8 protein-coding genes are annotated in these 14,791 nt (G+C 65.1%); 3 read left to right on the top strand and 5 right to left on the bottom strand.

Going from position 1 to position 14,791, the window contains the following annotated elements; all coding sequences use genetic code 11:
- Positions 1 to 128: 128 nt before the first annotated feature.
- Positions 129 to 2,852, top strand: coding sequence for a TonB-dependent receptor (locus ASD15_RS04520; protein WP_057153504.1), 2,724 nt, complete (start codon positions 129 to 131; stop codon positions 2,850 to 2,852).
- An 88-nt stretch (positions 2,853 to 2,940) separates the two neighbouring features.
- Here the strand turns inward: ASD15_RS04520 and gap are convergent, their stop codons facing one another.
- The gene (gene gap / locus ASD15_RS04515; RefSeq protein WP_028833731.1) at positions 2,941 to 3,951 is read right to left on the bottom strand and encodes a type I glyceraldehyde-3-phosphate dehydrogenase; all 1,011 of its coding nucleotides are present in this window, start codon (positions 3,949 to 3,951) and stop codon (positions 2,941 to 2,943) included.
- A gap of 29 nt (positions 3,952 to 3,980) precedes the next feature.
- Positions 3,981 to 5,978 carry a transketolase gene (gene tkt / locus ASD15_RS04510; RefSeq protein WP_057153503.1) on the bottom strand — a complete coding sequence of 666 codons (1,998 nt, stop codon included), beginning with the start codon at positions 5,976 to 5,978 and terminating at the stop codon, positions 3,981 to 3,983.
- A gap of 121 nt (positions 5,979 to 6,099) precedes the next feature.
- On the opposite strand from tkt, the gene ASD15_RS04505 reads away from it, so the two are divergent.
- A complete protein-coding gene (locus ASD15_RS04505; RefSeq protein WP_057153502.1) occupies positions 6,100 to 6,825 on the top strand; it encodes a 16S rRNA (uracil(1498)-N(3))-methyltransferase in 726 nt (241 codons plus the stop codon).
- Positions 6,826 to 6,918: 93 nt separating this feature from the next.
- Here ASD15_RS04505 and ASD15_RS04500 read toward each other — a convergent pair whose 3' ends face one another.
- Positions 6,919 to 9,753, bottom strand: coding sequence for a TonB-dependent receptor (locus ASD15_RS04500; RefSeq protein WP_057153501.1), 2,835 nt, complete (start codon positions 9,751 to 9,753; stop codon positions 6,919 to 6,921).
- Positions 9,754 to 10,055: 302 nt separating this feature from the next.
- Here ASD15_RS04500 and ASD15_RS04495 point away from each other — a divergent pair, with 302 nt between their 5' ends.
- Positions 10,056 to 11,681 (top strand): NAD(P)/FAD-dependent oxidoreductase, encoded by a 1,626-nt coding sequence (locus tag ASD15_RS04495; RefSeq protein ID WP_057153500.1) that lies wholly within the window; start codon positions 10,056 to 10,058, stop codon positions 11,679 to 11,681.
- A gap of 4 nt (positions 11,682 to 11,685) precedes the next feature.
- On the opposite strand, the gene ASD15_RS04490 is transcribed toward ASD15_RS04495, so the two are convergent.
- Positions 11,686 to 13,041, bottom strand: coding sequence for a sensor histidine kinase (locus tag ASD15_RS04490; RefSeq protein ID WP_057153499.1), 1,356 nt, complete (start codon positions 13,039 to 13,041; stop codon positions 11,686 to 11,688).
- A gap of 69 nt (positions 13,042 to 13,110) precedes the next feature.
- Positions 13,111 to 14,697: a response regulator gene (locus ASD15_RS04485; protein WP_057153498.1), complete on the bottom strand. Its 1,587-nt coding sequence runs from the start codon at positions 14,695 to 14,697 to the stop codon at positions 13,111 to 13,113.
- Positions 14,698 to 14,791 lie beyond the last annotated feature (94 nt).

Raw genomic sequence — 14,791 nt, 5'->3', positions numbered from 1 at the left:
GGGCGCTTTGTTTCAATCGCGTTACATACACACGTTTGACACGCATTTCCGCCCAGTGTCTGATAGTCCGATTAGCAATCCTCGGGAGGATTGCTAATGCAACAGACACTCTAATAAGGAACATGACTATGTTGATTGAAAAAGCCCTGGCTCGCTCGCTGCGCGTCGTATTTTCCGGCGGCGTGGCAATAGCCGGCCTGGGAATGCTGGCCCAGCCGGCATTCGCGCAAAACGCAACCGCCCCCGCAGCCGCGCCTATCCAGCGCGTTGAAATTACCGGCTCCGCCATTAAGCGCATCGACGCGGAAACCGCCGTGCCGGTAACCGTGGTGAAAATGGACGACCTGAAGAAACAGGGTATTACCACCATTGAACAGGTCATGGCGAATCTGAGCTCGGTGCAAACCAACCAGGGCACCAGCCAAGTTGTCGGCCTGAGCACCGGCGGCGCCTCCTTTGCGGACTTGCGCGGTATTGGCGCGAATAAAACCCTGGTGCTGCTCAATGGCCGCCGCCTGGCCAATAATGCGCTGGACAGCTCGGCGCCAGATTTGAATATGATTCCATTCGCCGCGCTGGAGCGCGTCGAAGTATTGCGCGACGGCGCATCCTCGCTGTACGGTTCCGACGCGGTGGGCGGCGTCATTAACTTTATTACGCGTAAAGATTTCACCGGCGTGACCGTCACCGGCGGCATCGATTCCCCGCAAAAGAAAGGCGGCGGTTCGAATAGCGCGAATATCGGCGTCGGCTACGGTAACCTGGACACCGACGGCTTTAATATCTTCGCCATGGGCGACCACCAGGTGCAGCGCCGCATCATGGGCACCGAGCGCGACTTCAACAAGCGCTACCCGGGCGGCCTGTCGCCTACCACCAGCCCGGCCAACTACTACCAGGACGGCAACAGCGGCAACCCTGCCGCGCCGAACTGCACCAGCGCGCCTAACCTGATCCCGGACGCCACCGGCAGCGGCTGCCAGATGACCACCTCCTCCTTCGTCGATTACATTCCGAAGAGCGAGCGCAACACCGGCCTGATCAAGGGCACCGTGAAGCTGGCCGAGAACCATGAACTGGGCCTGGAATACCTGATCACCAAGAGCCGCATCGGCAGCGAAATCGCACCGGTGCCATACGGCGGCCTGTTCCAGAACCGCGTGCGTCCGGACGGTTCGCTGAACCCGTTCTACCCAGGCAACCCTGGCTCGATCACCCCGAACGTGCCGCTGAGCCCGACCTACACCGAAGAAAACACCCCGGCCGGCGTCCTGCCAGGCTTCGTGCACGTGAAATGGCGCGACCTGCCGAACGGCTCGCGCGCCGGCGACGACGTCAACACGCAGCAGCGCTTCGTCGCTTCGCTGCAAGGCTCGGTGGCAGGCTGGGACTACGGCGCAGCCTTCACCTACAACCAGAACAAGGTGGCCAGCAACCTGATCGGCTATAGCGACGGCGGCATCATCACCAAGGGCGTGCTGGAAGGCGTGATCAACCCGTACGGCGAGCAAAGCGCCGCCGGCATGGCGCTGATCGACAGCGCAGCGCTGAACGGCAACATCCAGAACGCCAAGGGCACCATGAAGGGCTTCGACGTGCGCGCCAGCCGCGAGCTGGGCGACTGGTTCGGCGCCGGCCGTCCGAACGCGCTGGCCATCGGCGGCCAGTTCGACAAGCAGGAATTCCACAGCGCGGCCAACACCGAGTACGCCGAGAAGGTGGTCGCTTCCACCGGTATCGACCCGAACACGCTGAACGAAGGTTCGCGTAAAGTCAGCGCGGCCTACGCCGAGCTGAACCTGGCCCTGCTGAAGGACCTGGATGTGACCGCCGCCGTGCGTTATGACAAATACAACGACTTCGGCAGCACCACCAATCCGAAGTTCGGTTTCCGCTACCAGCCGACCAAGACCGTGCTGCTGCGCGGCTCCTACTCGACCGGTTTCCGCGCGCCGTCGCTGTACGAGATCAACTCGGCCCAGACCTACACCAACTCGAACCAGTATGACGACCCGGTCAACTGCCCGGGCGGCACCCCGATCCCGGGCAAGCCTGCCGCGGCCAACTGCCAGCAGCAGTTCCAGACCCTGACCGGCGGCAACAAGAACCTGGCGCCGGAAGAGTCGAAGAACTACGCCCTGGGCATCGTGCTTGAGCCGATCAACAACCTGTCGCTTGGCCTGGACTTCTGGAAGCTGCAACTGGAACACCAGATCGGCCAGCTGAACCAGGACGACGTGTTCGGCGACCCGGCCAAGTACGCGTCGCTGTACCACCGCACCCCGTCCGGCAACCTGGCCACCGACGGTTCGCAGTGCCCCAACCCGCTGACCTGCGGCTACATCGACCTGCGCACCCAGAACCTGGGCGGCGTGAATACCGACGGCCTGGACATCAGCGTCAACTACCGCTGGCGCCATGCCGAGTACGGCAACACCACCTTCACGCTGAACAGCACCTACGTGCACAAGTATGAGTACCAGAACAGCGATGGCGGCGAGTGGCACCAGAACGTGGGCGTGTTCTCCGGCACCGCCCCGATCTTCCGCTGGCAGAACAACGCCAGTGTGAACTGGACCAAGGGCATCTGGGGCGCCGGCATTGCCGCGCACTCCAAGACCGGCTACATCGACCAGGATCCCGAGTTCCGCGTCGCTTCGTACACCACCTGGGACGGCTACGCCACGGCTGCCATCCTGAAGAACCTGTCGGTGACTTTCGGCGTGCGCAACCTGTTCGACCGCACCCCGCCGCTGTCCTACCAGACCGAGACCTTCCAGGCTGGCTACGACCCGCGCTTCACCGATCCAAAAGGCCGCACCTACTACCTGCGCGCCACCTACAACTTCTAATCCCTTAGAAGCAAAAAACCCCCATCAGCACTGAGCGCGATCTTGAGCGCGTTCAGGCTGATGGGGGTTTTTTTTGCGTCCGACTAAATTACTTCGCGTTCATCAGCGCCACGGTGGTGTCCAGCATGCGGTTGCTGAAGCCCCACTCGTTGTCGTACCACGACGAGACCTTCACCAGGCGGCCCGACACCTTGGTCAGGGTCGAATCGAAGTTCGACGAAGCCGGGTTGTGGTTGAAGTCGATCGACACCAGCGGTTCGGTCTGGTAGGTCAGCACTTCTTTCAGCGCGCCTTCGGAAGCGGCCTTCATCAGGGCGTTCACTTCGTCCACGGTGGTGTCGCGCGAAGCGATGAAGGACAGGTCGACCAGCGACACGTTGATGGTCGGCACGCGGATCGCGAAACCGTCCAGCTTGCCGTTCAGCTCGGGCAGCACCAGGCCAACTGCGGCGGCGGCGCCGGTCTTGGTCGGGATCATGGACATGGTGGCCGAACGGGCGCGGCGCAGGTCTTCGTGCATCACGTCGGACAGCACCTGGTCGTTGGTGTAGGCGTGCACGGTGGTCATCAGGCCGTTTTCAACGCCGATGGCGTCGTTCAGCGGCTTGACCAGCGGGGCCAGGCAGTTGGTGGTGCAGGAAGCGTTCGAGATCACGGTGTCGGTGGACTTCAGCACGTGCTGGTTCACGCCGTACACGATGGTCGCGTCCACGTCCTTGCCGCCTGGCGCGGAGATGATGACTTTCTTGGCGCCGCCCTTCAGGTGGGCCGAAGCCTTTTCCTTGGTGGTGAAGAAGCCGGTGCACTCCAGCACCACGTCCACGCCCAGGTCGCCCCATGGGATTTCAGCCGGATTGCGCTGCGCGAACACGCGGATCACGTCGCCGTTGACGATCATGTTGTCGCCGTCCACCGTCACGGTGCCGGGAAACTTGCCGTGCGCGGTGTCGTAGCGGGTCAGGTGCGCGTTCGACTTGGCGTCGCCCAGGTCGTTAATGGCAACGATCTGGATGTCTTGCTTTTTGCCGCCTTCGTAGAAAGCACGCAGTACATTACGGCCGATGCGGCCGTAGCCATTGATTGCTACTTTGATCGTCATACTAAGCTCCTGATGTAAAAAAAAGGGGATTATGCAACCAGAACAGATTTAACCTTGGCCACGACGTTTTCAACCGTGAAGCCGAAATGCTTGAACAGCACAGGCGCAGGGGCCGATTCGCCGAAGGTGTCGATACCGACCACGGCGCCTTCCAGGCCCACATATTTGTACCAGAAATCGGTCACGCCGGCTTCGATGGCCACGCGCGGCACGCCCTTGGTCAGCACGCTGGCCTTGTAGGCGGCGTCCTGGCGGTCGAACACGTCGGTCGACGGCATCGACACCACGCGCGCGGCGATGCCTTCGGCAGCCAGCGCGCTGGCGGCGTTGACGGCCAGTTCCACTTCCGAACCGGTGGCGATCAGGATGACCTTGGCGTCGGCCACGTCGTTCAGCACGTAGCCGCCCTTGGCGATATTGGCCACCACGGCTTCGCTGCGCTCCAGGTACGGCAGGTTCTGGCGCGAGAAGATCAGGGTCGACGGGCCGTTCTTGCGCTTGACCGCCTCGCCCCACGCCACCATCGATTCGACGGTGTCGGCCGGACGCCAGTTGTCCAGGCCAGGGATCAGGCGCAGCGAGGACACGTGTTCCACCGACTGGTGGGTCGGGCCGTCTTCGCCCAGGCCGATGGAATCGTGCGTAAACACGAACAGCGAACGCTGCTTCATCAGCGCGGCCATGCGCAGCGCGTTGCGGCTGTAGTCGGAGAAGGTCAGGAAGGTGGCGCCGAACGGGATGTAGCCGCCGTGCAGGGCCACGCCGTTCATGATGGCGCTCATGCCGAACTCGCGCACGCCGTAGTTGATGTGGTTGCCGGTCTTGCCGGAACGCAGGTTGACGGACTCTTTCCAGTTGGTCAGGTTGGAGCCGGTCAGGTCGGCCGAGCCGCCCAGGAATTCAGGCAGCACGGGAGCCAGCGCCTGGATCGCGTTCTGGCTGGCCTTGCGGGTGGCGATGGTTTCTTTCTTCTCGACGCAGGCGGCGATGGCGGCAGCCAGCGTGGCGTCGAAGTTAGCAGGCAGGTCGCCGGCCATGCGGCGCGCCAGCTCGGCCGCTTCGGCAGGGAACTTGGCGCTATATTCGGTGAACTTCGCGGTCCATTCGGCTTCGTGCTGCGCGCCGGCGGCTTTCGCGTCCCATGCGGCGTACACCTCGGCAGGGATCTCGAACGGGGCCGGGGTCCAGCCGATGTACTCGCGCACCGCGGCGATTTCCTTGTCGCCCAGCGCGGCGCCGTGCACCTTGTCGCCGCCCTGCAGGTTGGGCGAACCCTTGCCGATGATGGTCTTGCAGCAGATCAGGGTCGGCTTGTCGGCTTGCTTGGCGGCGGCGATGGCGGCGTCCACGGCGGCCACGCTATGGCCGTCCACGTCGCGGATCACGTTCCAGCCATAGGCTTCGAAGCGTTTCGGGGTGTCGTCGGTGAACCAGCCTTCGACCTTGCCGTCGATGGAGATGCCGTTGTCGTCGTACAGGGCGATCAGTTTTTTCAAGCCCAGGGTGCCGGCCAGCGAGCACACTTCGTGCGAAATGCCTTCCATCAGGCAGCCATCGCCCACGAACGCGTAGGTATAGTGGTCCACCACGTCCAGGCCCGGCTTGTTGAATTCAGCCGCCAGCAGGTACTCGGCCAGCGCCATGCCGACCGCGTTGGCGATGCCCTGGCCCAGCGGGCCGGTGGTGGTTTCCACGCCCGGCGTGATGTCCACTTCCGGGTGGCCCGGGGTTTTCGAGTGCATCTGGCGGAAGGCGCGGATGTCGTCCATGGTCACGGCATAGCCGGCCAGGTGCAGCAGCGCGTAGTGCAGCATCGAGCCGTGGCCATTCGACAGCAGGAAGCGGTCGCGGTTCAGCCATTTCGGGTTGGCGGGATTGTGGCGGTGATGACCGCTCCACAGCGCGACAGCGATTTCAGCCATGCCCATGGGCATGCCCGGGTGGCCGGAATTGGCCTTCTGTACAGCGTCCATTGCCAGCGCGCGGATCGCGTTGGCCATTTGAGTGGTTGGGAGCGTAGTAGTCATCGTGGTGATTGCGGAAGGTTTGAAATATGGCAAAGCGTGCTTGCTTGAACCAAGTATTTTACCAGAGCGGGGGGCCGCCCATTAAAATTACGCATCCAACTGCACTCATCAAGGCCCACGCATGCCCCGTTTCCACTGCCCGCAGCCGCTTGCCATCGGCCTGACCATCGACCTGCCGGAAGCGGTGGCCCACCATGTGCACGTGGTGCGCCTGGCGCCGGGCGAGAGCATCACGCTGTTCAACGGCGACGGCGGCGAGTACACGGCAGTGCTGCAGCGCGTGGAAAAACGCCGCGCCAGCGCGGAAATCAAGGCCCACACCGCGCGCGACGCCGAGCTGCCCTACGCGGTGACGGTGGCGCAGGCGCTGCCGGAAGCGTCCAAGATGGACTGGATCATCGAAAAAGCCGTGGAACTGGGCGCCGCTGCCATCCAGCCGCTGGCGGCGCGGCGCTGCGTGGTCAAGCTGTCGGGTGAACGGGCGGAAAAAAAGTTAGTTCATTGGCAAGGCGTGGTCGTCTCGGCCTGCGAACAAAGCGGGCGCAACCGCCTGCCCCACCTGGCGCCGGTGGACGACTTCAAGGACTGGATCGCGCAGCAGGACATGCACCGCCGCGTGATCCTGACGCCGCGCGCCAGCCAGTCGCTGGCCGACTGGGCCCGCCACCAGCCGCCGCAGGCGCTGACCATCATGATCGGTCCCGAGGGCGGCTTCTCCGACGAAGAAGAAAACCTGGCGGTGGCGCAAGGCGCCCTGCCCCTGTCCATGGGCCCGCGCATCCTGCGCACCGAAACGGCCGCCCTGGCCGCGCTGGCGGCACTGAATGCCTGCTGGGGCGGCATGTAAGCCATCCCGGCAGCGGAACGGCAAAAAAATGCCGCCCGGTCGGGACCGGGCGGCATCGGGACCTGAGAGGCGATACTGCCGCCTCCCGGGGGATCAGAACTTATAGTTCGCTTTAACCGTGAAGAAGCGGCCGCGCGCGCTGTGCAGCGACGAGTTGTAGCCTGCGATCGAGTACGACGGATCGTACGGCGCCTTCTTATCGAACAGGTTGGCGACGTTGAAGGTCAGCACGGTGTTGCGGAAGCCGGTGTAGGCATAGGCCAGGTCCAGCGTCGCCATCGACTTCACTTTGCACTCCGGATAGAACTTGGCATAGTCCGGGTTGCGGTTGGCGCGGCCGTACTCGCAGTATGGCTCTTCGTAACGTCCCACCTTGCCGTCTTCCTGCACGCTATAGACCGCCATCATCGAAATCGACGAAATGTAGTTGGCGGTAGCCGTCAGGCTGTGCTGCTGGATGCTCCAGGTCGACGACAGCGACGCACGCAGGCGCGGGATTTCGCCCACGCTGGTGGTGTCGTTATAGATCGCGCCGTTGGTGCCCACCAGATCAATCATCGGGTCGCCGTCAGCCTGGGCCTTCTTGTAGCTCAGCGTGTAGGTGGCGTTCAGACGGCTGGCCAGCTTGCCGTAGGCGCCCAGGTTGTTGCGCAGCGCCAGTTCCAGGTCGATACCGCTGGTGCGGGTGCCGCCGGCATTGATGTACGGCGTTTCAATGCTGATCAGCGGGCCGGAGTTCGGGATCAGGACATTGTTGGCGTCGCGCAGCCAGGTACCTTGGTTCTGGTCGCGCTTGACCCGGTTGGCCAGGCTAGGATCCTGGATCACGGCCACCGCCGACATCAGGTCGGTTTCCTTTTCCTTGCGGATGTTGTAGTAGTCGAACAGGATGTCGAAGTTGCTCACTGGCGAGAAGATCAGGCCAGCCGTGAAACTCTTCGATTCTTCCGGCACCAGGTTCTTGTTCGATGCAGCCACGCCCGACAGGCTCTTCAGGCAGTCGGTCGCGTCGGCGCCCGGCTTGCCGCAGCGCAGCTTGTCTTCGAAGTTGTTCAGGAAGTACTGGGTGCCGCCGTCCACCATCTGGGTCAGCGACGGCGCGCGGAAGCCTTCCGAATAGGTGCCGCGCACGGCCAGGGTCGGGCTCACGGTCCACTTGACGCCCGCCTTCGGCGTGAAGCTGCCGGAGAAGCCGTCATATTTGTCATAGCGGCCGGCCAGTTCCACGTCCACCGACTTCAGCACCGGCAGGCGCACCTCGGAGAACACCGAACGCACGTCGCGCTTGGCTTGCGAGTACTGGTTCGCCAGGCCGACGATCTGGCCATTGACGGTGCGCGCATCGGGCACGATGCTCATCTTTTCCTGCTTGACCTCGGCGCCCACAGCCAGGCCGATGGCGCCGCCGGCCAGCTGGCCGAGCTCGGTGCTGCCCTTGATGTCCCACTGCGTGATGCTGGCCTTGCCGTCCAGCGGCGAGTCCACCGTCACGCCAGGGGTGCTGGCGATGGTTTTCAGCGGCACGTTCTCGGTCACCAGGCGCTGCACGATAGGCAGGTACAGGAAACCGTTCGACACCTGGTGGCGCTTGGACTCGTTGTACAGCAGGCCGGTATCCCAGTCCCAGTTGAAGTGGCTGCCCTTCAGGCCGGCCAGCAGGCGGGTCGACGTGTTTTCGTTCGAGCTGCCGCCCTTGGCGTCGGTGAAGCGGTAGTTGACCGCCACCGGCACCGCGCCGGCCGTGCCGCGGGTCGGGTTATCCGGGTGGTTCACGCCCAGCACAGGCTGGAAGCTGATGCCGGGACCGTCTTTCGGGAACACGGTGGTCTTGTTGCGCGACAGGGTGCGCGACACGCCGGCGTATTCCAGTTCCGACTTGCTGTACGACGCTTCGGCAAACGCGCGGGTGCTGTCGTTGATCTTGAATTCGGCGCGCGCCAGCACGTTGGAACTTTCGCTCTTGCCCTGCGCGTCTTCATACTGCCAGCCGTCGTAGTTGCAGAATTTGTTGCCGATCATCACGTCCGACGCCAGCATCGGCACCAGCGCGGTGGAACCGGTGCGGATGTCGGCCGGGTTGCAGCTCAGGTCGGCCGACACGTAGCGGTTGAACGAGCCGCTGCCCAGGCGCGATTCCTTGAAGAACACCGGATATTGGCTCACGCTGCTGTAGTAATTGCTCAGGCGGCCGTCCATGGCCATCGACTGGTCGGCGTGCACGGCGCGCGCTTCGGCGATCGGGGTACGGTCGCGCTTGGAGAAGTCGAAGGCGACGAAGGCGTTGAAGCGGTCCTCTTCCAGGTCGCCGAAACCGTAGGCGCCGCTGATGCCGCTGCGGCCGAAGTTGCCGTGGCCGTCCTGGCTGCGCTGGGCGGTGATGTCGCCGCCCTTGAAGTTGCTCTTGGTGATGAAGTTGATCACGCCGGCGATCGCGTCGGAACCGTACACGGCCGAGCCGCCGTCCTTCAGGATCTCGACGCGCTCCAGCGCCGACAGCGGAATGGAATTCAGGTCGTACTGGGTGGACTGGCCGGCGTTCGGGTCGGCGTAGGCGGCAGGCGACATGCGGCGGCCGTTGATCAGCACCAGCGTGGAAGCCGAACCCAGGTTGCGCAGCGAGGCGGTGGCCAGGCCCTTGGAGAAGCCGCCGTCGCGCGAGTCGACCTGGTTGGACGAACCCAGGGCTGGCACTTTGGCCATCAGGTCGGCCACGCTAACCGCGCCGGACTGCTCGATTTCTTTCTTGGAAATCACCTGCACCACGGACGGGTTCTCCGTCGAGGTGCGCTTCAGGTTGGAGCCCGTCACGATCACGCGCTCGATCGGCGCATCGGCCGCTGCGCCTGCTTGCAATTGCGCCAGCGCCAGCTCGCTCCAGCCTACGGTTCCCAGCAGTGCTATTGCCTGCACTATCAACTTTTTCTTCACTTTTTCTCCAGTCGAGGAAAGACCGGCGGCGCCCTCATGAGGCGCCCTGCCAGCCATCAATCGGCCCGGCTGCACCACGACAGCAGGGTCCGTCTCCGAGTATAGCCATAGCAATTCGTAAAGATTGTTACTTTCCGATGGTTACCAAATAATATTGTCAATTTACAACAGCACCAAAGTGGTGCAGCAGGCCTTTCTGGACTACCAGGGCGGCGGCGTGTTACCATCGCCGGTTACGCGCGCTGCGCGCGCGTGTTTTCCCTCTTTCAACCTGCTTGATAACTACAAGCACAGGAACCGCCATGCTCAGACTGAACGAAGTAAAGCTCCCGCTCGACCATACCCCTGAACAACTGACCGCCGCCGTCCTGGCCCGCCTGGGCATCGCCCCGGCCCAACTGGCCGGCTACACCGTCTACAAGCGCAGCTACGACGCGCGCAAGAAGTCCGCCATCGTGCTGATCTACTCGCTGGACGTGGAAACCACCGACGACGCCGCCATCCTGGCAGCCAACGCGCGCGACAGCCATCTGATGCCCTCGCCCGACACGCGCTACAAATACGTGGCGCACAACGTCAACGCCAGCGGGGCGCAGCCGCGCCCGGTGGTCATCGGCATGGGCCCGTGCGGCCTGTTCGCCGCGCTGATCCTGGCCCAGATGGGCTTGAAACCCATCATCCTGGAACGCGGCAAGACCGTGCGCGAGCGCACCAAGGACACCTTCGGCTTCTGGCGCAAGCGCGAGCTGAACCCGGAATCGAACGTGCAGTTCGGCGAAGGCGGCGCGGGCACCTTCTCGGACGGCAAGCTGTACAGCCAGATCAAGGACCCCAAGCACTACGGCCGCAAGGTGCTGACCGAGTTCGTCAAGGCCGGCGCGCCGGAGGAAATCATTTACGTCAGCAAGCCGCACATCGGCACCTTCCGCCTGGTCAAGATGGTCGAAGCGATGCGCCAGGAGATCGTGGCGCTGGGCGGCGAGATCCGCTTCGAGGCCAAGGTGACCGACATCGAGATCGACGAGGCCAACGGCGAGCGCCAGGTGCGCAGCCTGACCCTGAGCACGGGCGAGCGCCTGGCAACCGAGCACGTGGTGCTGGCCATCGGCCATAGCGCGCGCGACACCTTCGAGATGCTGTATGAACGCGGCGTGTTCATTGAAGCCAAGCCATTCTCGATCGGCTTCCGCGTCGAGCACCCGCAGTCCATGATCGACGCCTGCCGCTTCGGCCCCAACGCCGGCCACCCCATCCTGGGCGCGGCCGACTACAAACTGGTGCACCACGCCTCCAACGGCCGCGCGGTGTACAGCTTCTGCATGTGCCCGGGCGGCACCGTGGTGGCGGCGGCGTCCGAGCCGGGCCGCGTGGTCACCAACGGCATGAGCCAGTACTCGCGCGCCGAGCGCAACGCCAACAGCGCCATCGTGGTCAGCATTTCGCCGGAAGACTATCCGGGCCATCCGCTGGCCGGCATCGAGTTCCAGCGCCAGCTGGAGGAAAAGGCCTATGAACTGGGCGGCAGCAACTACAGCGCGCCGGGCCAGCTGATGGGCGACTTCGTGGCGGGCCGCCCGTCCACCGAGTTCGGCGCCGTGGTGCCGTCGTACAAGCCGCAGGTGCACCTGACCGACCTGGCCACCATCCTGCCGGAATACGCGGTGACCGCGCTGCGCGAAGCCTTCCCGGCATTCGACAAGCAGGTCAAGGGTTACTTCAAGCACGACGCGGTGCTGACCGGGCTGGAAACGCGCACCTCCTCGCCGATCCGCATCAAGCGCCGCGACGACGACCTGCAAAGCCTGAACACGCGCGGCCTGTTCCCCGCCGGCGAAGGCGCGGGCTACGCCGGCGGCATCCTGTCGGCCGGGGTGGACGGCATCAAGGTGGCCGAAGCGGTGGCGCTGTCGATGGCCGCCAAGGACTGAGGCGCTATGGCTGCGGCGCCGGCAGCGGCAGGCGCAGGTGGAAGCGGCAGCCCCGCTCCACCGTGGCGTCCACGCTGACCTGGCCGCCCATCTGGTGCACGATGGTGTAGACGATGTGCATGCCCAGCCCGGAACCGCCCTGCCCGCGCTTGGTGGTGAAGAAGGGCTCGAACACCCGCTCGCGCACGGCTGGCGGCATGCCGACGCCGTCGTCGGAAAAATCGATCAGCAGCCAGTCCCGCCCCTCGGCCGGCTCCACGCGCGCGGCGACGGTCACCTCGCCCGGGCCGCCGTCCGGATAGCCATGCTTGGCTGAATTCATCAGCAGGTTCGACAGCACCTGCGACAGCTTGCCGGCCGGCAGGCGCGCGCGCAGCGCCGGATCGATCTGCAGCTTGGCGCGGATGGCCCCCTTGCGCAGCTCCGGGCTGTGCGCCGACACCAGCCCCTGCACATGCTCGCGCAGCACCAGCTCGGTCACGTGCTCGGTGCCCTGGTCCACCGCCAGCTGCTTGAAATTGCCGATCAGCTCGGCCGCCCGGGCCAGGTTCTGCTCGATCAGCGTGGCCGCCCCCTTCAGCCGCTCGGCCAGCGCCACCAGTTCCGAGCGGCTCACCTTGGGCGCGCCCAGGGTCTCGACCATCTGCGCCGCATAGGCGCCCATGCCGGACGCCGCCGTCACCGCCACGCCGATCGGCGTGTTCACCTCGTGCGCCACGCCCGCCACCAGCGCGCCCAGCGCCGCCATCTTTTCCTGTTCCACCATGCTGGCCTGGGCCGCGCGCAGCGCCTCGGTGCGTTGCTGCACCTTGTGTTCGAGCAATTCCTCGCGGTCCTGGTGCTGCAGCTCGGCGGCGCAGCGCGCCGCGAAAATCGACAGCAGCGACAGCGCCAGCAAGCGCTTGTTCTCGTCGATGGCCTTGGTGTCGATGGCCGACAGGATGCCCAGCGTCTTGCCCTCGGTGTCTATCATCGGCATGCCGATGTAGCTCTCGGCCTTCATGTCCACCAGCAGCGTGTCCTTCGGGTAGTCGGCCTGGATGCCGCAGGCGTGGAAGCACATGGTCTGGTCGGTCACGTCCTGGCAGGGCGTGTGCAGCAGGCTGTATTCCATATTCGGCAGAAAGTCCGCGCCGCCCCATACGGCCAGCGTGCGGATGCCCTCGCCGTCCGCCATGCGGATCACCCGGCCGGCGATCACGTAGGTAACGTCGAGCGCCTGGGCCAGGTCGCGCACCAGCGTGCGCAGGAACTCGTCGCCGCGCAGGCGCGACGTGGACGCGGTGATCGAACGCAGTGCCGCCTCGGCCAGCAGGCGGCCGTCGTGCTCGTCAAACAGGGCGGGAGGTTGGGCGGTCATGGCGCGGCTCCGGGCAGGGCTTCATTGGGTTGGCTTGGCGGGATAGGCTTGGGCTGGCGGCAGCGGCAGCTACAGCGGCGGACTACGGTGGTACAGCTGCTGCAGTTCGGGCGTGCGCTGCAGCAACAGCGCCGCCAGCGCGGGATCGAAGCGCTTGCCGCTCTCGGCGCGCACCTGCTCCAGCGCGTGCGCCAGCGGCCAGGCCGGCCGGTAGCAGCGCGGGCTGACCATGGCGTCGACGAAATCGGCCAGCGCCGTGATGCGGCCGGCCAGGCTGATCTGCTCGCCGGCCAGCCCGCGCGGGTAGCCGCTGCCGTCCCAGCGCTCGTGGTGTTCATGGGCGATGGCGGCGGCCAGCTGCAGCACCGGCTGAGGCGAACGCTGCAGCATGGCGCGGCCCACCTCGCTGTGCCGGCGCATCAGCCGCCACTGCTCGCCGTCCAGCGGGCCGGGCTGGTTCAGCACCGCATCCGGCACCCCGCTGTGACCCACGTCGTGCAGCGGGGCGGCCTGGCGCAGCTGGCGCACGGCCGCCGGCGCCAGCTGCGCCGCCTCGGCCAGCATGGCCGCGATGGCGCCCACGCGCTCGACGTGGCCGCCGCTGTCCGGCGCACGCCGCTCCAGCGCGCCGCCCAGGATGGCCACTGTGGCGTGCTGGGTGGCGGCGCTTTCCTCGCGCTGCAGCAGCTTTTCATAAGTGATGGCCACGTTGGCCGAGAACAGCGCCAGCAGCTCGCGCTCGGCCTCGCCCACCGGATCGGAAAACGCCATGTACAGCAGGCTCTCGTTGCCTTCCCCGGTGAGGTGGTAGCAGGCGTAATAGGTGTCGCCGTGGTGGTCGCGCCGCTCGCGCATGCAGCGTGCGAAGGCTTCTGCCACCGGCGCCGGCAGCTGGTCCAGCGTTTCCTCTGCCAGCAGGCCGGCGTAGGCCGGGGTCACGGCCAGCACGCGCAGCCGGTCCGCCTGCGGCGCGGCGGCATAGGCGGCGATGTCCGGCGCCGCGCCCACACCGGCGCCGTCGTGGCGGCGGCTGGCGCACACGCCTTCGCCATCGTGGCCCAGCAGCGCGCTGGCCTGCTCCAGCACGGCAGAACAGAAGGTGCGCAGATTGTCCGAATCGCCCACGTGGGTGATGGCGTCGATCGAGCGCCGCAGGCCGCTGCGCGCACGCTCCAGACGCATCAGGTCGCGGTAGCCGCGCAGGGCAGAATAGAACACCGTGCTCAGTTTGCCGTGCGTGAGGTCGGTTTTCTCGCGGTAGTCGTTGATGTCGTAGGTTTTCAGCACATAGGCTTGCGGCGCCTGGCCCGGCTGCCCGGTGCGCAGCACGATGCGCACCGTGCTGTTGCCCAGCTCTTCGCGGATGTAGTGCACCAGCTCCAGCCCGGCGTGGTCGGTTTCCATCACCACGTCCAGCAGAATGAGGGCGAACTGCGGGGCGCCCCGGCTGTCGCCGGCCAGCACCGCGCGCGCCTCGGCTGCCGAATAGCAGTGGGTAAACTGCAGTGCGCGGCCGTCGAATTCGAAGTCGCCCATGACCAGCTGCGTTACCTGGTGCACCGATTCGTCGTCGTCGACAATCAGCACCTGCCACGGCGCGGCAGCGGCCCGGGCGGCGGGCGCATCGTCGTCAAACAGCATCTCGTCGTCGGTCATGGCGGCCTCGCAGGGGCTCTGATTATATTATTGATTGTACATCTGCTCTTCACGCCAGGACATAAAAAAAGGACGCCCGGAAGCGTCCTTTGGA

The organism is Massilia sp. Root351 (genome assembly GCF_001425045.1).
GTDB lineage: Bacteria > Pseudomonadota > Gammaproteobacteria > Burkholderiales > Burkholderiaceae_D > Rugamonas.
Note: the sequence above shows the minus strand (reverse complement) of the source record. Positions and strands in the feature narration are given on the sequence as shown.

Bases quoted from the DNA above. Each gene is read 5' to 3' on its own strand.
- ASD15_RS04520 (WP_057153504.1), top strand. From the start codon at position 129: ATGTTGATTGAAAAAGCCCTGGCTCGCTCGCTGCGCGTCGTATTTTCC.
- gap (WP_028833731.1), bottom strand. From the start codon at position 3,951: ATGACGATCAAAGTAGCAATCAATGGCTACGGCCGCATCGGCCGTAAT.
- tkt (WP_057153503.1), bottom strand. From the start codon at position 5,978: ATGACTACTACGCTCCCAACCACTCAAATGGCCAACGCGATCCGCGCG.
- ASD15_RS04505 (WP_057153502.1), top strand. From the start codon at position 6,100: ATGCCCCGTTTCCACTGCCCGCAGCCGCTTGCCATCGGCCTGACCATC.
- ASD15_RS04495 (WP_057153500.1), top strand. From the start codon at position 10,056: ATGCTCAGACTGAACGAAGTAAAGCTCCCGCTCGACCATACCCCTGAA.
- ASD15_RS04490 (WP_057153499.1), bottom strand. From the start codon at position 13,041: ATGACCGCCCAACCTCCCGCCCTGTTTGACGAGCACGACGGCCGCCTG.
- ASD15_RS04485 (WP_057153498.1), bottom strand. From the start codon at position 14,697: ATGACCGACGACGAGATGCTGTTTGACGACGATGCGCCCGCCGCCCGG.